14 protein-coding genes are annotated in these 19,476 nt (G+C 45.3%); 2 read left to right on the forward strand and 12 right to left on the reverse strand.

Going from position 1 to position 19,476, the window contains the following annotated elements; translation table 11 throughout:
- Positions 1–16: 16 nt before the first annotated feature.
- The 9 genes from DHBDCA_RS03305 to DHBDCA_RS03345 form a co-directional block, all read right to left on the reverse strand.
- Complete coding sequence (locus DHBDCA_RS03305) at positions 17–1,699, reverse strand: AMP-binding protein (protein WP_015042744.1); 1,683 nt, start codon at positions 1,697–1,699, stop codon at positions 17–19.
- Positions 1,700–1,712: 13 nt separating this feature from the next.
- Positions 1,713–2,261: a helix-turn-helix domain-containing protein gene (locus DHBDCA_RS03310; RefSeq protein ID WP_015042745.1), complete on the reverse strand. Its 549-nt coding sequence runs from the start codon at positions 2,259–2,261 to the stop codon at positions 1,713–1,715.
- Positions 2,254–2,976: a PilZ domain-containing protein gene (locus tag DHBDCA_RS03315; RefSeq protein WP_015042746.1), complete on the reverse strand. Its 723-nt coding sequence runs from the start codon at positions 2,974–2,976 to the stop codon at positions 2,254–2,256. The genes DHBDCA_RS03310 and DHBDCA_RS03315 overlap by 8 nt, the downstream gene beginning before the upstream one ends.
- A 395-nt stretch (positions 2,977–3,371) precedes the next feature.
- Entirely contained in the window at positions 3,372–4,310 is a 939-nt protein-coding gene (locus DHBDCA_RS03320) for an AEC family transporter (protein WP_015042747.1), read from the reverse strand.
- A 55-nt stretch (positions 4,311–4,365) separates the two neighbouring features.
- Entirely contained in the window at positions 4,366–5,496 is a 1,131-nt protein-coding gene (mutY, locus tag DHBDCA_RS03325) for an A/G-specific adenine glycosylase (RefSeq protein WP_015042748.1), read from the reverse strand.
- Positions 5,483–7,771 carry a hypothetical protein gene (locus DHBDCA_RS03330; RefSeq protein ID WP_015042749.1) on the reverse strand — a complete coding sequence of 763 codons (2,289 nt, stop codon included), beginning with the start codon at positions 7,769–7,771 and terminating at the stop codon, positions 5,483–5,485. Before DHBDCA_RS03330 ends, mutY begins: the two co-directional genes overlap by 14 nt.
- Entirely contained in the window at positions 7,761–8,915 is a 1,155-nt protein-coding gene (locus DHBDCA_RS03335; protein ID WP_015042750.1) for a metallophosphoesterase family protein, read from the reverse strand. The genes DHBDCA_RS03330 and DHBDCA_RS03335 overlap by 11 nt, the downstream gene beginning before the upstream one ends.
- Positions 8,916–9,161: 246 nt before the next feature.
- A complete protein-coding gene (locus DHBDCA_RS03340; protein WP_015042751.1) occupies positions 9,162–11,135 on the reverse strand; it encodes a bifunctional metallophosphatase/5'-nucleotidase in 1,974 nt (657 codons plus the stop codon).
- 48 nt (positions 11,136–11,183) lie between these two features.
- On the reverse strand, positions 11,184–12,137 hold the full coding sequence (locus tag DHBDCA_RS03345) for an alpha/beta hydrolase (RefSeq protein WP_015042752.1): 954 nt from the start codon (positions 12,135–12,137) through the stop codon (positions 11,184–11,186).
- Positions 12,138–12,381: 244 nt separating this feature from the next.
- Here DHBDCA_RS03345 and DHBDCA_RS03350 point away from each other — a divergent pair, with 244 nt between their 5' ends.
- Positions 12,382–13,059, forward strand: a complete 678-nt coding sequence (locus tag DHBDCA_RS03350) for a C40 family peptidase (protein WP_015042753.1) — start codon at positions 12,382–12,384, stop codon at positions 13,057–13,059.
- Between the two features lie 88 nt (positions 13,060–13,147).
- Here DHBDCA_RS03350 and DHBDCA_RS03355 read toward each other — a convergent pair whose 3' ends face one another.
- From DHBDCA_RS03355 to DHBDCA_RS03365, 3 genes are read right to left on the reverse strand one after another with little or no spacing between them, the layout of a single operon-like run.
- Positions 13,148–16,078 (reverse strand): response regulator, encoded by a 2,931-nt coding sequence (locus tag DHBDCA_RS03355; RefSeq protein WP_015042754.1) that lies wholly within the window; start codon positions 16,076–16,078, stop codon positions 13,148–13,150.
- 16 nt (positions 16,079–16,094) lie between these two features.
- On the reverse strand, positions 16,095–17,174 hold the full coding sequence (locus tag DHBDCA_RS03360) for an HD-GYP domain-containing protein (protein WP_015042755.1): 1,080 nt from the start codon (positions 17,172–17,174) through the stop codon (positions 16,095–16,097).
- Between the two features lie 3 nt (positions 17,175–17,177).
- A complete protein-coding gene (locus DHBDCA_RS03365) occupies positions 17,178–18,497 on the reverse strand; it encodes an extracellular solute-binding protein (protein ID WP_015042756.1) in 1,320 nt (439 codons plus the stop codon).
- A 226-nt stretch (positions 18,498–18,723) separates the two neighbouring features.
- Between DHBDCA_RS03365 and DHBDCA_RS03370 the strand changes: the two genes are divergently transcribed.
- Positions 18,724–19,338, forward strand: a complete 615-nt coding sequence (locus DHBDCA_RS03370) for a hypothetical protein (protein ID WP_242824957.1) — start codon at positions 18,724–18,726, stop codon at positions 19,336–19,338.
- Positions 19,339–19,476: the final 138 nt, after the last annotated feature.

Below are 19,476 nucleotides of genomic sequence, written 5' to 3' on the forward strand. Positions count from 1 at the left end.
TGGGTATACGTTAAAGTTATTCTTTATCTTGAAACTTTTCCGTGTCTTCACGCCGGATCTGGGCGCGTTTGATCTTGCCGCCGATCGTCTTCGGCAGTTCGTCGACAAATTCGAGAATTCTCGGGTATTTATACGGAGCTGTCACCTTTTTGACATAGTCCTGGATCTCTTTTTTTAGCAATTCAGAGGCCGTATAGCCTTTGGCCAGCACAACAGTCGCTTTGACGACCGTTCCCCTGACGGCATCCGGCGCGCCGGTAACAGCACACTCCACGACTGCGGGATGCTCAATTAGTGCACTTTCAACTTCAAAAGGACTGATCCTGTAGCCGGAAGCCTTAATGACATCGTCATTGCGGCCAACAAACCATAAAAAGCCGTGTTCATCCCAGTAGGCCATATCCCCTGTGTGGTACGTATCGTCATACCACACTTTATTGGTAGCAGTTTCATCCATGTAGTACCCGCAGAACAATCCGGCAGGCTTATTGGAATCAGCCTCGCGGATAACCAGTTCTCCTTCGACTCCCGGAGGGCATGGAGCTCCGTTTTCATCGACCACATCAATCTTGTAGGCTGGATTCGGTTTGCCCATCGCTCCTGGATAAATATCCAGCCATTCAAAATTGGCAACCAGCACGGTCGTCTCGCTCTGGCCAAATCCGTTTAAGATGCTTAAGCCGGTAATGCTTTTAAAACGGTTAAAGACATCCGGATTTAAGGGCTCTCCGGCTGTGGAGCAGTGAACAATCGAGGACAGGTTATATTTTTCAAGATTGTGTTCAAGCAGGAAGCGATAAATTGTCGGCGGTGCACAAAACGTGGACAGCTTATATTTTTGCATCATTTCCAAAAGCTTTTCAGGGATAAACTTGTCCATATCATAGACAAACTGCACTGCGCCGCAAATCCACTGGCCGTAAATTTTCCCCCAGCCGAATTTAGCCCAGCCGGAATCGGAAACCGTAAGGTGAAGCCCGCCGTCCACGACGCGCTGCCAGTATTTAGCCGTCACAATATGACCAAGCGGATAGGTGAAGCTCTGAATGGCCATTTTGGGCATGCTCGTGGTCCCTGACGTGAAATAGATGATCATTGTGTCGTCATTCGTTGTCGCATCAGCACCTGTTGGCCGGACCCAGTTTTCGGAAGCAGCCTCCATGCTGCTGTCAAAATCAACCCAGCCGGGACGCCGGGCCCCAACTAGAAACAGCGTTTCGAGCGTTGACGATTCTTCCCTGGAAGCTTCGACATGGTCGAGAATTACCGGATCATGATAGGCAATGATCGCTTTAATCGATGCGGCATTATTTCGATAAATAATATCCTTCTGCGTAAGCTGATTGGAAGAAGGAATATAGATCGCGCCGATTTTGGCCAGAGCCAGAATCGCTATGTACACTTCATAACGCCTTCTCAGAATCAGCATGACTTTGTCGCCTTTGCGGATCCCGGCTTCGCTTAACATGTTCGCCGTTTTATCCGAGTATTTTTTCAGGTCGGCAAAGGTAAAGATCCGTTCATTACCATGGTCGTCGCACCAGACCAGCGCTGGACGCTCTGGTTCCAGACGGCCATATTCATCGACGATATCATACGCAAAATTAAAATTGTCAGGTACTTTCACTTGATAATTCGCACAAAAATCTTCATAAGAATCAAAATCGGTTTTCCCGATATATCTTGAAGCGAGGTTCATCTGTTCACATCCTTTATAAAAGTATGACGGTCAAAAATTTTGCTGATCTTTTTTCGAGGGCCAGCATTTTATGTGGAATCAAGGAATTAAAATACAGAGAGTCTCCCGGGTCCAACACATATTCCATACTGCCAATGATGACTTTCATCTTGCCTTCCAGACAGAAGTTAAATTCCTGTCCGTGATGGGAAACAAGTTCAGGACTATTTTCTGCATCCAGGGTCACCAGCAGCGGTTCAATTTTTCTGTTAACGTACTGATAAGCCAGACTCTGGAAATCATACTGGTCATACCGTTCAACTTTGAGTCCCTGTCCCTTTTTGATGAAGCAGACATCATGCAGTTTGGGCGAGACACCGGTAAGAACATCCGTTAAATCAACCTGATAACAATCGGCAATTTCATAGAGAATACTGATCGGAATATCATCTTCGCCTTTTTCATACTTCAGATATTCTTGGACAGGCAGTCCGATTTTACGTGCAGCCTCTTCTTCGGCCCAACCGGTAAGTAATCTTAAGCCTTTAATTCTCTCGGCAATATCCCTCACCTTTTCATTCATCTTTCAAGCCTTCCTTTCGCGTGAAATAGTGGATCATGTAGTGATCCTCGAGGTACAGCCAGCGGGCCTTACAGCTTTGTTCCTGCACAACGGCATTTGTCTCGAGAAGATGATCCGCTTTTTTGGCATCTTCCAGCCGGCAGAATGGGCAGGCATGATGCCGTTTGGCGACCGTGGAATAACAGCGTTCGCCAAGTTTGACACCGCTGTCCTGTGCCGCCTTATTTGTGGCGACAACGATCCGGCGGCTCGTAATCAGATAAGCCGGTTCTTCGATCAGCTCCAAGCCCTTGACAAAGCATCCGATGTATTTCTGTTTGCGTAAATCAAGCTGAATCTTCATAAAGCGGGTGTGCTTGATTTTATATTGATTCAGACATCGGGTGATCCGGCTTTCATCTTTCTGGGAATGAAAAAGGAATTTCATCCCGTATTCAAAGCCGTCATCTTTGGGGGTCTTGCGAATAATCAGCGCATTAAATGAGAATTCTTCATTTTCAAACGTAAACATGATATCGATAATTACAATATTGACAGGAATATCCACTGGGATAAAAGCATATATCCCGCCTGTGCTCAAATCCAGGATTGCAATCGGAAATGTTTTCTCCACTTCGACCTTCCGGTTGTTAATCGAGGAAATCTTCGCTGTGGCTGGAATATCATTGATCAAATCGACACGGAAATACTTCCGCTTTTCCTGAAAGTCTTCCATCCAATCACCCCATGAAACAGTTTGAAAATCATGTCGATGCGTTTTTCTGATAAATACCATTTTACATGATGTTGGATAGAACCACAACGAATGTACCCGCAAAAATTTGCGAATAATATGCCACGGATGAGTCCGGATAAAAAAATACCAGGGTCCAAACATTAATTTGGAGACTCTGGTATTGTTAAAAACAGTACAGAAATATTGAGTTTTATCGTTACAAGTTTTACAGATTATTTTCTGGATTAAGCGCTTCTGGTTTCTTTTCCGTTTTTTTCTTTTTTTGTTTCTTAATATTTTTTGGATTTTTGTCGCCCATACGGATCCTCCCTTACATGATATAGGAACATTTTATCCAAATTATGGCTATTCTATACATTACAAAAGGGATGCTGTTAAAAATGGGACAGCACAAGTATCAGCAATGGGATTGATAAACAGCTAAGCAAGGTTGAAATCAGCACCGTCTGTGATGCCAGACGTGCATCATTCTTATATTCAATCGCCATTAAAACCGTATTGGTCGCAATAGGCATGCCGGCCATGATGACCGGGATGGCAATCAGCCACATCTGATCAATCCGAAAGATATATTTGACCAAAACCAGGGTTAATAACGGCATCACAAGCAATCTGACGACCGACAGGATATAAATGCCGATATCACTGAACATCTTTTGGAGCGGCAGTTCACTTAATGTCGCCCCGATGGTCAGCATTGACAGAGGAACACAGGTATTTCCGATCGCATCGATCGTGCCGGTCATGAATTCGGGCAGCGGAACAGCGGTGATAAATAAAATGAACCCAATGATACTCGCACCCACGCCCGGATTAATAACCTTTTTCAGGTTTAGCCTTGCAGGATGCCCGGTTTTATCCGTATTCATAATTTTAATGCCGAGCGTATACAACAACAAGTTGAACATAATATTGTAGATCGCAGCATAAAATATGGCTTCTTTGCCATAGAGCGCCTGAAATATCGGAAAGCCTAAAAAGCCTGTATTTGCAAAAACAATTCCGAAATTAAAGATGGCTTCTCTGGTCAGATCTTTGGTCAGGATCTTCGCTGTCAGTTTCCCGACGAGAAAGGCAAGACCGTAACAGGGTATCGTAAGCAAGAAAACAAAAAGTGCCGTATGCAACCTCTCCGTAGTAAAAGAAACTCTCATCCCGGACAGGATCAGGGCCGGAAGTGCAATTGTCAGGACAAATTTAGAAAAAACCTGAGTTGCTGCCGGCGGGATAATTTTCACTTTAGCCAGGACATAACCCAGCAAAATCGTTAAAAACAAAATCCCCAGTTGATTATAGACGCCTTGTAGTTCCACTTTTCTCTCTCCAATAGTTTAAGCTGAAATTTAACGAAAGTTATACAATTTATTATTATATCATAAGCTGAAGTACTTTTTGAAATGCTTTTGGAATCGGCAGGTTCTTCAGTTTCTCCCTGGAAATCCAGGCAAGCCCTGATTTTACTTCTGAGTCCGGCTTAAGCGAAAACAAAATGACATCCATTTGCCAGACCTGATGTGTGAAAACATGCCGAACGCTGCCCAAGTGTTTAATAAATCGGAGATCTAACTCCCATTCCCTACGGTACAGTTCTTCCGCAGAAGGACCGGATTCCTTGTTTACGAGCGGCAGTCCCCACATGTTGCCGAGCAGCTGTGTATTGCTGCGGTACTCCATTAGAATATCCCCGTCGTTATAGACAAGCGCCGTCCAGTAATCGAAGCGGGCCGCTTTTTTTGCTTTCTTCTTAACCGGCAGGACAGTCTCCCTGTGCGTACGATGGGCAGTACAGACGGTACACCAGGGACAGTCCCGGCAACCGGGAGTATTGGGTGTACAGCACATTGCGCCAAGTTCCATCAGTGCCTGGGTAAATTCGCCCGCCCTATCTTTGGGAATCATTTCTCTAATCATTTCAGCAATTTGCTTTTGAGTTTTTTGCTGACTGATGTCAGCTTCAAGTCCAAGCAGACGGGTTATGACCCGCAGAACATTCCCATCGACAGCCGGATAAGGCAGATTGTAGGCGATGCTTGCAATAGCCCCAGCCGTATAGTCACCGATTCCTGGCAAAGCGCGGATTTCCGGATAAGTGCGCGGAAAATTCCCACTGTACCTGTCGCGGACCACGACGGCAGCTTGATGAAGGTTCCTGGCCCGACGGTAGTAGCCGAGACCTTTCCATAAGGTTAAAACGTCTTCTTCATCTGCGTCAGCCAGACTGCAAATATCCGGGAACCGTTCCAGGAACCTCAGGTAATAATCTATAACCGTATCGACCCGTGTTTGCTGAAGCATGATTTCCGACAGCCAGACCGCATAGGGGTCGTTCGTTCTTCTCCAGGGAAGATCCCTTTTATTTTGGTCATACCAGGCTAATAGTGAATCCGTAATTTCTGTCGATTTAGCGAAGACATCCTTTGATTTAACAACTTTCTCTGTTGATCTAGACAGAATTACTTCCCCTTTCTGTTGGATATTGCAGCTTTCAGCAGAGCTCATCGGCCATTTTTCGCAATCTGGCATCCGCCGTGCAGAAAATAACCTGACGCAAGTGTGATAGTTCCTGCAGGTAAGCCAGTGCTTTCTTCCAAAATCTCTCGGTTCCGTTCATTGATCCGGCCAGAAAGAACAGAGGAATCTCAGTGCTGCTGTCCTCAAGGGCGGCTTCGGCAAGGGCCAGACGATAAGCAAAATAATACGAATAGGCTTCGGCCATCATCAGTTCTTTTTTATCCGACAGGTTCAACGCAAATACCCGTCTCAAAAACCGCTGTGCTTTAATCTTTAGAACAGTGCCGTTCTCGGCCTGCCATTTTTGCAGCGAGGCTTCAAGCAGTTCCGCCGTATCATCAAGGGTATGCTGTAATTCTTGATAGGTCTGCCATTGCTGTTTTACGCTCCCGAGTTTTTTCTCCAAGTCATGGTCAATTTTCACAGCCTGACTGTCCTGAAGGTCTTTACGGATCTTCTGAAGCCGGCTGTTTTTCTCTGAAAGCGCCTGGCGGGAAGCCGCGAGGGCGGCCAACCTTTCTTTTTCCGGCAGACATGCTTCACGTTCCAGTTCGGCAAGCGGTTCCAAAGTTCTGGACAATTGATCCAGATTCCGCTTATTTAAGGCGATATCATACTGTTTCTTCAGCAAATCATATTCTTTTTCAGTTTCTTCTTTGATCCGCAGTTCACGCGCAATCAGCAGCACAGCCTCAAGGACCTCGTCAATATCGGCATCAGACGAGATTCGGTTCTGTAATTTTTCGCGCAGCTGTGATGCATATTCCTGCAGTTTCTGTTCTGTTTCCTGCTGTTGTCCTGTCTGTGCCTGCCGCGTCTGAAGCATTTCCGCACTATGGCTGTTTTTCTGCCGGTACTCGTCCCAACCGCTTTTCCAGGATGGAAAATCGGAAGCCTTGACTATCTCAAAAGCTTTTTGCAGCCGTTGACTGCGGGACAGGATGATTCTGTGCAGTTCCTTTTCCCTTTTAACCCGTTTCCTGATCAGGTTATAATCCGTCTGGATCCGGTCTGTGGCCTGTCTCTGATTCTGGTACGCTTCGATCTGCCGTATGAATTCTTGATAGTCTGCAGCTTGATATTTTTGCAGAAGCTTTGTCAGACGCGAAGCCAATCTGTCTTCGATGCTGACTGCGCCGGACCGCCGGATAACCCTCCGGTCAATCATGCGTCCGAGTACAGAGTCCTGCCATTTTTTCAAGCGTGTGTATGATCGGGCAAGTGAACGTTGGTCTTTGTCAGTCACACCGGCAATCAGCGCATATTTTTTGAGTTTGGCTTTTTCTTCATAAAGGGACCCTTCCAGTTCCTTCACGGTATCAGCCAAACCGGCAAAGCTTTCAAGTTCCTTCTGCGCGGCACGAAGCTCTTCTTCAGTGTTGCGTAAGTACTCCTCCTCATTTTCCGGCAGTTGCCGATAGCCGGATGATCTTAGTGAATCCTGAAGCTCGTTGATGGCCTGAGTCTGCTGGGTGATCAAAGCTTCGCCCTGTTCCGCCTCTTTTTGAATCAAGGCCCAGGCATAACACTCTTCCCGCAAACCTTCAATCATGTTCCAGTCAACCTGTTTATCCTGAACAACGGCCGCCAATCGAATCCCGGTATCCCTGCGCAGTTCTTCGAGGCTGGCAAGTTCACCCTGCAGACGGCGCAATTCACGGTAATCAAGGTTCTCTCTCAGGATAACAAGCCGCTGCTGAATTTTTTCCATCTCAGCAATTTTCTCCGTCATAAGATGCTGTTCAGCCTGCAGGTTCTTAATTTCGATTTGCAGAAAGCGCTGTTCCTCCTTCCGGTGGCTTGCCTCTTCCCAATCTCTTCTTAACGCATCATACTCGGCTTTAACCTGAGCCATTCCATCCGCCTGTTCTTCGATGCGTTCCTTTGCTCTGGCCAGGGCGTCATGCACCCGTACCAGGGAAAGCTCTTCATTTCCGACCTGCTGGAGATTGGAGACCCTTCGGTACAAACCATGCTTATTGGTATCCGGCCAGCCAATAAAGCCGCCCTGCCGGATTGCCTCAAAAGTCATATTCAAACCTGTCTGTTCACCGGAAAGCAGGATTTCTGCCAATCCTTGTCTTTTCCGCTTGTCTGACGGTACTGCCGATACCCGGTCGTCATAGTATTCCTGCAGTAATTGATACAAAGCTTTTGCCAGCTCGGGTTCCTCCAGATACAGCACCGTAAAATCCCCGGGCAAGGACCACTCTGTATCCCCGAGCAGTGGATGCCCCTGCAGCCCGATCTTATCAATCCTCATAATCTTCCCGTCCCTGACTGATTGCAGCCAATCCAATTTTCTGAACCAATTCCCAACGCCGCTGTTCTTCAGGCCGGTTTTCTGAAGAAAGGCGTTTTTGGATATCTCTCCTGAATACTTCGCTTAAATCCGGGAAGCCGTTGGTTTGGCGTCTTATAACATTGCCATCGGCGCAAAGAGCCGGACCAGACTGGGATGTATGGCAAACCTCAAAGTAGCTGAAGTCTTCGGAGAGAAGCTGATGCAAAGTCTGGACTGTACTTTCCGGATCCGGATATGGCCCAGACAGAACAATCCGGAACAAATCTCTTTGCCGTTCTTCTTTCGTTGTATCCGCCAAAAGCCCGCTAGCAATCTCTTTGGGTTCAGCCGCCTGCGGCCAGAACTTTTCAATGTAGTTCCGTCTGCCAAGTTCCACAAAATCAACCTGTGTCAATTTCCCGTCTGTTTCTCCAAAAAGCACGCCATGCGGCCCGCTGTCCTGAAAACTCCTGGCTTCAGGGGATCCGCAATCTGCCCAGAAAGTATCACCGATCTGATGCAGCCCACTGAATTTCTGCTGATGCCCTAACGCCAGATAGGTTAAACCACTTGCTGTAATCGCCTCTGGCTCCAGAGGAATAAACCTATCCGTATTTTGTGGGGACGCTATCTCTGCATGGAGCAGCATCATCTGAATAGGTGCGTTGTGTAAGGCAGGCTGAATCATCCCCAGATCAATCAGCTCCTGACGGTAATTCGTCCATCCCGAGCCATAGATGACAGTCCCTTTGGCCGGAATTTCAATATGGCTGACGCCCCCCGCAAAGATATGAACATTACCGGGCCATTCAGCAAAACGGTAGGCCGAAGAGATGACCAAAGGATCCTGATCCCCAGGAGTGATAAAGACACGGGTGTCCTTCAAGCCGGAGAACGATCTGTAGACACGTTCGACCGTTTCTTTACGCGCATTCTCTTGGTCGAATAAATCCCCTGTCACATACAGAAAATCCACTTTTTCTTTTTGACAAAGCGTCAAGACGGCTTCGAAGGTATGCCATAAGTCCTGATTACGCATTGCTGTCCAGCAAGCCGGTCCTTCCCAAGAACGGCTGTCAAATTGAAATCCGGCACAATGCACAAAACGGATGGTACTCGCCATTTTTTACACCTCACCCTGATGACACCAAAACATCAATCGATCGTCGCTTACCAGCCATGTAAACATCACAGCAAGCAGAATGTTTGCTGCCAATACTATTTCCCAAGTATGCTGTTATGTTAGTTCTTGGGGACCCCGGCAAATTCCTGCTTACGATTGCAACTTACTTTTTCGCTCTATAAAAAATAAAAAGCCAGAAATCTTTCTGGCTAAGATCCTGCATGTTTTCAACCAGAAAAACTGCATTTAGACAGATCTCTGATTGATTCGGGCCAAGCGTCTGCGGCGGGTGACAATCCTGTAAATCGCAAAAATAATCAGCGCTATAACAACAAGAACAACAGAATAGACCGTCAGGGTTATTTTGTTCGGATTGGCGAGCAGGGATATTGGATGATGGCTGTTATCTACCACTTTTCTTCCAAGTACCATGCCGTAATCATCAGAGATCGTTGGAACTCCGCCGACTTTAGCAAAGGACTGAAGATATAAGGCGAGGGCCTGCCATTCTTTGACTTCGGCATTATTTCCGGCTGTGTCTTTGACGATCTGGGCTTCAAAATCTGTAACCGGCATACCATCTTCTGTTTTTGGCACAATCGATAATAGACCGTAAGATTTATCGCCGACGATCGAAAGCATCTGAGCAGAATACAAACCGGCAACCACCCTGTATAATTTGGTATCGTCAATCTTTTCAATAGAGCCGTCCGGCTTCTGCAACACGGCGTCAGTGACCTTATTGAATATCATCCGGTTCGGATTATACGTGAAATCAATGCCTGACATGAACAATTGGGCTTCAGCCATCATCGGCGAGATCGAGGCATCTACTTCGCACAAAGTCTTTAATTCTTGGCCGGTTAAATAGACAGAAACCAGCGGATACCCCGGAATATTATCCGGACCGATCCCGAGGGAGCTTACGCTAAAGGCGTCGGCTGTTGTGATCGTCCCTTTAAAAAAGGTACCTCTGATCGTCCCGGCAGGTACAACTGCGACATCCACCGGAACATAGCCGGAACCTTCCGCCTTTTTCACAGCATAAACGTAGGCATCAGAAATCAGGTTGGCCAATGGATCTTCCTGATGCGTATTCAATATGTCGTTGACCTTCCGGAAGTTATAGGGGGATTCTGCCAATACTTGATCATAATTTAACTGAAACGGAGCAAAGAATTTGTCCTGAACCTGTTGTTTGAACTGACTTACAATACCGGCAATCCGCGGATCCTCAGGCAGTCTTTCATCGATTGCCGGCAGACGGTAAGCGACAAGTCCCCATTCTGAAGAATCGGATTTTTGAGAAATTTGCAGAACACCGAGGTACTTGCAGCTGTCTCCGGCGGAACAAATGAGCGTCTTGCCTTCAATGATCGGTTCTTCAAGTTTAGTGTGGGTATGTCCACTGATAATCACGTCAATATCCGGAACTTTTTTTGCCAGGATCCGGTCTTCAGATTCGGATGCCTTTTCCCAGGTCCCGGAATGAGATAAGCAGACAATTAAATCAACTTTTTCCTGGTCTTTCAGGATCGAAACGATCCGTTCGGCGTTCGCGACTTGATCCGTGAATTCCACTTCGGCTTTCGGTGCGTTGGATGCCGCATCGTTTCCAATCAGGCCAAAAATACCGATCTTTACCCCATTCTTTTCAACGATGGTGTATTCGGTGATCCCATAATCCTGATAAGCCTGTTGCAGAGCTGCCAGCGAAGGCGTTAAGCTGCCGTCCTCCTTGGCCGGAAAGGCAATATTAGCCTGAACGATCCGGGGCAAAATCTCCCCGTTTTTCCGCGCAGCAACAGCTGCCTGAAGGCTGTCGGCCAGTCCGGAAGCCCTGTAGTCATATTCGTGATTGCCCAGGGTTACAACATCATACCCCATCTGCCCCATAACGCTTAGCTCCGGGGAGTCTGTCCGAAAAATCGTCTGAAATGGCGTTCCCATGGAATAATCTCCGGCATCGAGGAGCAATGCATCCGGGTCATTCTCTTTCTCTGCAGCAATGGCGCTCTGGAGTCTGGCAAATCCGCCTGACTGGTTTATCACACCGTTTTGTTCATCCTTGACCGGCAGGAGATGATCATGCATGTCATGTGTAAACAAAATCGTCATACTCTTCTGAGTTTCGGCCGAGGCAATAGGAGAATTCATAGGCAAAACAAACATTGTGCCAATCAGGAAAGCAACCAAAGCAAATTGGATTCTTTTCATCATCTTTCCCTCCTAAATTTCTATGTCTATGCTATCGGTCTACCTATCTATCTATCTATGCGCTATGTTATTCTTGCCAATCTTGGAACTTAGCCACTGAATTATATCCTGAAGAACTTGAGAACGATCCGTTTCATTGTGCAGTTCATGTCTGCAGTTTTCATATTGTTTTACGGTAACATCACGTATTCCAGCTTGTTGGTAACGCAGACGCAGAGCTGTGATAATTTCTCCGTAGTGTCCGACAGGATCCATTTGACCGGAGAGGATCAGAATCGGGATGTCTTTCGGGATCTTCCTGATGTTAGACTTCTTTTGCACTTGCAAAATTCCGGCAAAAAAATCATGATAAAAATTCAAAGTACAGGTTCCCCCGCAGTGAATATCCTGAATATATTCATCGACAACAAGCGGATTGGTGGTAAGCCAGTCAAATTCCGTCCTGGTTTCTGCGCATCGGGCATTGAAGTTTTTAAAAGTCAGCTCATGAATGAATTTGCTTTTGTAAAGCTTTCCTTTGACCAGAGCCATCATCCGACATAAAAAGCGGCCAAAATACAGCATAAACGTCGTGTCTCCGCCCGGTCCGGATAAAATAACCCCCTGTACTCCCTGCTCATCTCCATAGAGATGCATATAATGCTGAAGAATAAAGCTTCCCATACTATGACCAAAAATGAACAACGGCAGTCCGGGATTTTCTTTTTTGATCAGGGCAACAGAATCGTAGACATCATGTACCATATGGTTCCAGCCGTCTTGACCTGCAAAACCTTCCAGGCCTTGTTTTTCAGCTGTTTTGCCATGGCCTCTTTGGTCGTAGGCATAAACAATGTACCCTGCCTCCGTCAGCTCCCTTGCAAACAGTGCATATCTGCCGGAATGCTCCGATATCCCGTGGATAATCAAGATGATTGCTTTGGCAGGGAGTGTATCCGGCTCCCATTTGGCTGTAAATAGTTGATCCGAAGGATAGATATTCCAGGAATTCTGCTTTTCTCTCATTCTATTCCCCTTAACGGCAAATTAGAGGTATGTACATTCGTTTAATGAAAACACTCGTTTAATGAAAACTGATCACACCTAATATATCATCTTGAAGACAAATTATCATCCTTTTCCCACGTTATAAATATTTCCAGAATTTTGGACATGCCTTTTTTCCAATGAATTGTTAAAATACTGGTAAGAAGCGAACGAGACCGGTACAGAATCTAGATGAAAAAATTTGACGGAGTGGAGGATTTCAATGACGAAAAAAATCGTTGTGACGCTGCTTCTTTCTGCTATCCTGATTCTCGGCTTAGCTCAAGTAACGTCTGCTGCCCTCGGCGATACACTTCTGAAGACAGGCTCGACGGGGACGGATGTCGTCGAACTACAAACCAAACTCAACTATCTGGGTTACAGTGTCGGCACAGTGGATGGAATTTTCGGACTCAAAACACAAGCCGGTGTCATCGCTTTTCAGAAAGCCAAGAATTTATCGGCTGACGGAATTGTTGGGCCGATCACGGCTTCAGCCATAAACACCGCCTATACGAATAAAGCGCAGGGCGTCAAAGCCAGCACGATTGTTGCGACGGCCCAGAAATATATTGGTGTCCCCTACAAATGGGGAGGCACTTCCCCATCGACTGGGTTTGATTGTTCCGGATTTGTTCAATATGTTTTTGCGCAAAACGGCATTACCCTGCCGCGTATTTCCAGGGATCAGTACCTGGTTGGCAAAGCGGTTAGTTTCGTTAATTTACAACCCGGAGATATCGTTTTCTTTTCAATGGCCCGAAACGGTGTCGTTGATCATGACGGGATTTACATCGGCAATAACCAGTTTATCAATGCTTCAAGCTCCAAGGGTGTTGCTGTATATAGTTTCGGAACCTATTGGAAATCTGTCTATATCGGGGCAAAACGGGTGATCTGAAAATAAATACAAACGATAAAACGTAACGAAGCATAGATAATAAACAGGTGAAATCATTCACCTGTTTATTATCTACTCATTATAAAATCTAATCTTTTAGGGAGCGTTCGATGCGTTTCAGCAGCTCGTGCAAAGAATCCTGAAGTTCTTGGTGGAGCGGAATGACAGCAATCTCATCTTCCTCAGTCAAAGCCTTTTGCAGTTCTGAGGCAATGGAGTGCAATCTCTTGGCGCTGATGTTCCCTGCACTTCCTTTGATTTTATGAATAATTGGGGCCGCTTCCCTGTAACGCTTGTCTTTGATCTTTGCCGCGATAAAAACTGCGTTGTTCTGATTTTCCTGGTAAAATTCTTTTAAGACTGCATCATAAATTTCTTTCCTGTTTCCCAGACGCTTAACTCCTTCTGCTTCGTCCAAAACAGGTTCTTGGCGAACTGATTTAAGAGCAGTATCCGCCTTTTGAGGAGTACTTTGAGTATTCGATTTTTTGCAGTCTTTATTAATCAATCTCCAAATCGTACTGATCAATTGTTCCGGTTCAAAAGGTTTACTGATATAATCATTGATTCCAAGGTTTCGGCACTGTTCTTCCACGCCTGTCACAGCATCTGCGGTCATAGCCACAATCGGGATGTTAGCGTCTAAGCCTCGGATCAGACATGTTGCTTCATAACCATTTAGTGTCGGCATATGCAGGTCCATCAGGACCAGATCAATCTCCTGCTGCTGTTTGGTAAAAATGTCATAACCTTCTTTGCCGTTATCGGCGAGGAATACTTTGAATCCAGCTTGCGAAAGAATTGTCTCTGCGATCATTTGGTTCGTTTTATTGTCTTCGACAATCAGAACATGATGCGGCTCGTCCGGAATTAATACCGCCTCCCTCTCTCTCTGGGTGCCATCTATGTCCTTTTCTGGTATTTTATCCTTAAAAAATATTTCGATAATGGCATTGTACAGAACAGAGGCAATCACCGGCTTAGCGATAATAAGCTCAATTCCGGCTTCGTCCGTCAGTTTAAATAGGTTCTCGCGCAGGAGCGGAACCAGTAAAATAATTTTGGGTCTGGATGCTATTCCCAAAACTGTTTTCAAGCGCTGGACAAAATCTATCCCTGAGGAATCTGAAGTATCGTTATTGCCAACAATCAATAAATTAAAGGGTCTGCCGGAGACGGAAGCGCTCCTGAGCATGATTTCAGCTTCTGCTCCAGATTCTGTGAATGCTGCTGTCATCTTAAATGAACGCAGGTATTCTTTTAAGAGACAACGGTCTGTCGGGTTCTTTTCCAGGACAAGGGCCTTGATTCTGCGCATTGGCAGCCGTACTGCTTGCCTTTCATATTCCTCCTCCTGAATGGAATCAACTTCCAAGGGCAAATTAATGGTAAAAGTTGAGCCCTTGCCGACTATACTCTGTACCTGAATCTCACCGCCCAACAGATCTACAAAACCTTTGACGATCGACATACCAAGACCGGTACCGCCAAAACGCCTCAAAATGCTTGAATCACCCTGATCAAAAGGAACAAACAATCGCGTACGCTGTTCATCCGTCATCCCAAGGCCATTGTCACGAATGATGAATTCAATCTGGTGAATCTTGTTTTTGATGTCCACTAAGCGGACATCAACAGAGACTTCTCCATTCGCTGTAAATTTTATGGCATTATTAATGACATTCAATAGAATCTGTTGAATCTTGGTTGGGTCGCCCCAAAAAAAGACGGGAAGATTCGGATCTTTTTTAAAAAGAAAGGTAATATGCTGTTCCTCAATTTTTAATGATGAAATATTGATGATTTGTTGAAGAATTTTGTCAAGATTAAACGAGATTCGTTCAACTTCTATTTTGCCGGATTCAATTTTGGAGAAATCGAGTATATCGGTAATGATCGCCAGCATATCCTTTGCAGAAAGAATAATTTTGCTGAGGTAGTTGCTTTGAGATGTATCGAGGGGGGTTCGATTCAGCAGATAAGCCAGGCCCATGATAGCATTCAATGGAGTTCTGATTTCATGGGACATCCGTGCTAAAAAAGCTGATTTGATATGATTGGCGGCTTCCGCTTCATCTTTTGCTGCTTTTAAGTCGGTTTCCGCTTTGATTCGTGCAGCAACTTCTCTTTTCAATCTAAGAATCCAGAACCAGGAGACCAAAAGCACACCGAGAATAATGGCCCCGACCATTGCAGCATAAATGATGATTTTGTGATAATCAATCTTATTTTCAAAACCAATCCATTTGTTGGTGATCCCAAGCTTTTCCTCTGACGTAATTCCGGCCAAACCCTTATTGATAATTCCGACGAGCTCCGGCCAGTCGTTACGTACGGCAATATAGAGATATTGCTTCGGATCTGAATTCACTTCAATATATTTCAGATTGGTCAGACCGTTGGTTTTGATAATATAACTTGCCGTTGCAAGATTCCCGACATAATAGGATTCCTTCCCTGCCGCTACAGCTTCAAGCGCTGATTCTTCAGTCAGATATAGACTTAAGTTTATGGAAGGAAATTCTTTTAGGAAGCTGTTATGTGAGCCATCTTTCTTGACTGCGACAGTTTTGTTCAATAGGTCACTCAGGTCTGTCACAGTCTCATTATTTTCTTTAACAACAATGACTCTTTGAAAAGCGTAATAATAATTGGAATACAAAAAGTATTCTTCCCGTTCCTTGGTCAAGGTCACGCATGGCAGTATATCCAGCTTTTTTTCGACCGCTTTTTCATAAGCTTCCGACCAAGTAATATCCTGAGAAATTTCAAATTTTATTCCGGTTCTTTCACTGATTAATTGAAGATAATCGGCAGCGATTCCTTTATATACACCATCCGTATCCAAAAATTCATACGGCGTAAATTGGGGATCAACACCGACGCAAATAACCGGATGTTGTTGAATAAAATTCTTCTCTTCCGGTGTAAACTCTATTTCGTTGATTTGTGCAGCGCAAGTCTGATTAAATATAAAAATCAGGGTCAGACTGAGCAAGATCACACGTGTTCTTTTCACACGTATCCCTCCCCCGCTAACGAACAGTCTGAATAAATTTGTATTTGATCTTACGGATTTCGTTTTCAACTTCCATAAAGGCATCGGTTATATTCGGATCAAATTGGCGGCCCCGTTCATTTTGAATAATTTTCAGGGCTTGTTCATGATCCACTGCGGTTTTGTACACTCTTTCACTGGTCAAGGCATCATAGACATCAATAATCGACATTAATCGGCCGCATAAAGGAATCTCTTCAGCTATTAGACCATAGGGGTAACCGGTTCCGTCATACCTTTCATGATGCGTGCCGACGATATCAATTGCCGTTTTTAAAAAGCTGGCAGTATGATCCGGGTCAAGTTCGTGCGTCAGCGCTTCAACGCCGTACAACGTATGTTTCTTCATAATTTCAAATTCTTCCAAATCAAGCATCCCCGGTTTAAGAAGAATTTTATCCGGGATCCCAACCTTACCAATATCATGGAGGGGAGCCGTTTGAAAGATCTCGGTAATATAGTCATGATTCAAAATTTCAGCATAGGCATTTTTGGTCTTCAGGTATTCACAAAGAATTTTGATCATCCATTGCGTTCGTTTCACATGATTGCTGGATTCAATATTTCTTGCTTCCAATAAACCGACTAACGCATGGATTGTGACATCACGGGTAATTTCCAGTTCACGGGTTCTCAGTAAAACCCTTTCTTCAAGAACAGCATTTTGCATCGCGATACTTTGATGCGCTCGCCTCAGGCTTAGATGAACTTCAATTCGTTTCCTTAGCGACCCCATGTTCAGTGGTTTTCTTATGTAATCAACAGCGCCAAGTTCCAACCCTCTAATTTCATTTTCTGTTTCGTCATAGTTTGTTAAAATCAACGTTGTCATATTTTGATAGGTTTCATTTTGTTTCAAGGCCTGCAGGACTTCAAAACCGCCCATCCTGGGCATATTCAAATCCAAAATCATAATATCAATCTCCGGGCAGCGCTCTACAACTTGCATCGCTTCGATCCCATCGTAAGCAAAAAGCAAATGATAGTCGTAGAGCATATTTTTGATCAGCATCATATCCGTTTTTGAATCCTCCACTACGAGAATTTTAACGTTCATCCTTTACCTCCTATTCTCCTGCTCGCTCAAAATCTTATTGCCCTCAATTTCCATGGTTTGAAGTAGTTCCTCCGTCGCTAGTTCCCCTTTCATGACCCGATGAAGACCTGGCGCATAATACTGATCTTTAATCTTCTGCCACTGCGGCACCGGCACATCAATACTGGGACTTTTAAAACCTTCACTAAACGAAAGAAATTCCGGATAGAGCTGAAAAAAATCACTGTCCTGCAAATCATTCCTTACCGGGATACGGAATGGATAATAAGCCTCATGTTCCGGGCTGTACTCTCCCTTGAGAATGTTTTCCTGGGCCTCTTTTGAAATGAGATAGCGGATAAAACAGATCGCTTCTTCTTTCCGATCCGGGCTAAGATTGGAAGGAAGCGCCAGCATCATTGGTCCGACTTCCGGTAACAAGCCAATGTCATCAAGGCGAATAACTCCAACTTTAAACGGATTCCCATTCTTCCAGATATCCGTGACACCCCATACCCCTTGGAATTCAAACGCGACTTGCTGCTCCCGGAAATAATCCATGACTTCCACACCTGAGTCCTCTTTCCACGTATCCTGAGCGTATTTCCCGAGGGTATTTTTATAAAAATCGATTGCAGCGATGGATTTCCCATTATTAATCGTCACAGTTGTCCCGTTACTATCTACAAGGCTGGAACCAAACCCATAAATAAACTGGTTGACCATCCAGGAGATATCGTTATGATTAGCCCCGACCAGGCCAATGCCTTTGGCTTCTGTGCCCTCTTCAACTTTGGCACAGGCAGTCGCTAAATCGTTAACGCTCTTAATCGTTTCTGGATCTACACCGGCTTTTTGCAGCAGGGTCTTGTTGTAAAGCAAACAAATCGAATGCCCCAGCCAGGGAATGCCGTAGGTTTTTTGATTGATGACGCCCAGCCCCCATAAATTAGGGTAAAAATAGTCCTTTTCAGCCTGAAATTCACTAGTCAGGTCCAACAGCTGGCCATGATTTCCAAAATACTTGATATAACGGTAAGGAAGAACAAAAATGTCCACGTTTGAATTTTTGTTCAGTAACGTCTCAATGACAGCGAGATCTTCGTCCCCGTCAGCCAATTGGACTTTTAAATGGTTTTCGCCCATGGCATTGTATGTTTCTACTATTTTTTGAATCGCTTCTCCTCGGCCTGAATACGTCTTCCAGGTAATTCTCATAACCAGCGGTTCTTTATTCATGTCCTCAGCCATGCCTTTCAGATAATCGTTTGGCACGCATCCCGAGAACAGCATCATCATCAGAAGCAATAAAAGCATAGTATTCTTAACCGTCCAGCTTTTCACTCTGAAAACTCCTTTTCCGACTGTCTTCAGCAAATAACACGATTTCAATCCAAATTAGACCCTATTTTTTATTATTTTACCATATATTTCATTATTTTTGTTAAAAATACAGCTTCAAAATTCATTCTGTTCAGCCGTCCTTCAGCCGTTCATCTTTACTAAAGATTAGCTTTATTGTATATTATCCACGAAAGCATGCATTGGGGTACTGGAAAGGATGAGAAAAATGAAACATAAACACGATCACCTACACCAACAATCTTGCAGCTGTGGCCATGACCATTCCCAGACCGGCCATGCTGTGCATGTCCATGACGCTGGGTCCTGTCCTGTCTGCAGTGGCGTGGAAGCCATAACGCCGGAAGAATATCTCAATAAAATAGAGGAAGCCGTCAATAAGCTCCCTCTGAATAAAACCACAGACAGAATGAACCGGCTGATCGTCTTGACTGCCGGCACGGCTGCCTCAGCCGCTGAACACAAAGATATGGTCCTGCTCCAGATTACTGAAGTCTACCTGACCCTTCGTCTGGCGGAGGAATCCGGTCAAACGCTGGCTCCCGAGGACGCCCAGCGTCTTTTCCGCGAGCTTTCCGGGCAGGCCGGCCTTGCGCTTACTGCCAAATATGGTCTGGAAGGATTGACCAGGGTTGGCTTGGACGCAGACTCTGGCAGCACGCCGGGAACAGCCTCGCTTGTGTTTATTAGCTGCTATGCAGTCGGCAAAGTATTGATGCAATATTTCAGGAAGCTGGCGAAAGGATCTGTGTTTACTGCGGAAGAAATCAGGGACTGCTTTCGGGCAGCGAAGATTGAAGCAGAACGGCTGGCACGGAAATAAATGTGGTACAACTATTTTATATACCTTGTACTCGTGCAACGTTCTCAAATTCTCTACTCAAATAATTCATGAAAGCTTGATTACCCCAATGAGGTCTGGGGGGCACAGTTCCAGCGTTAAGCGGAGCATGGAGGCGGA

Origin of the sequence: Dehalobacter sp. DCA, assembly GCF_000305775.1 — a bacterium.
Lineage (GTDB): Bacteria > Bacillota > Desulfitobacteriia > Desulfitobacteriales > Syntrophobotulaceae > Dehalobacter > Dehalobacter alkaniphilus.

Coding starts and splice junctions, on each gene's coding strand:
- DHBDCA_RS03305 (WP_015042744.1), bottom strand. CDS start 1,699: ATGAACCTCGCTTCAAGATATATCGGGAAAACCGATTTTGATTCTTAT.
- DHBDCA_RS03310 (WP_015042745.1), bottom strand. CDS start 2,261: ATGAATGAAAAGGTGAGGGATATTGCCGAGAGAATTAAAGGCTTAAGA.
- DHBDCA_RS03315 (WP_015042746.1), bottom strand. CDS start 2,976: ATGGAAGACTTTCAGGAAAAGCGGAAGTATTTCCGTGTCGATTTGATC.
- mutY (WP_015042748.1), bottom strand. CDS start 5,496: ATGAGCTCTGCTGAAAGCTGCAATATCCAACAGAAAGGGGAAGTAATT.
- DHBDCA_RS03330 (WP_015042749.1), bottom strand. CDS start 7,771: ATGAGGATTGATAAGATCGGGCTGCAGGGGCATCCACTGCTCGGGGAT.
- DHBDCA_RS03335 (WP_015042750.1), bottom strand. CDS start 8,915: ATGGCGAGTACCATCCGTTTTGTGCATTGTGCCGGATTTCAATTTGAC.
- DHBDCA_RS03340 (WP_015042751.1), bottom strand. CDS start 11,135: ATGATGAAAAGAATCCAATTTGCTTTGGTTGCTTTCCTGATTGGCACA.
- DHBDCA_RS03345 (WP_015042752.1), bottom strand. CDS start 12,137: ATGAGAGAAAAGCAGAATTCCTGGAATATCTATCCTTCGGATCAACTA.
- DHBDCA_RS03350 (WP_015042753.1), top strand. CDS start 12,382: ATGACGAAAAAAATCGTTGTGACGCTGCTTCTTTCTGCTATCCTGATT.
- DHBDCA_RS03360 (WP_015042755.1), bottom strand. CDS start 17,174: ATGAACGTTAAAATTCTCGTAGTGGAGGATTCAAAAACGGATATGATG.
- DHBDCA_RS03370 (WP_242824957.1), top strand. CDS start 18,724: ATGAAACATAAACACGATCACCTACACCAACAATCTTGCAGCTGTGGC.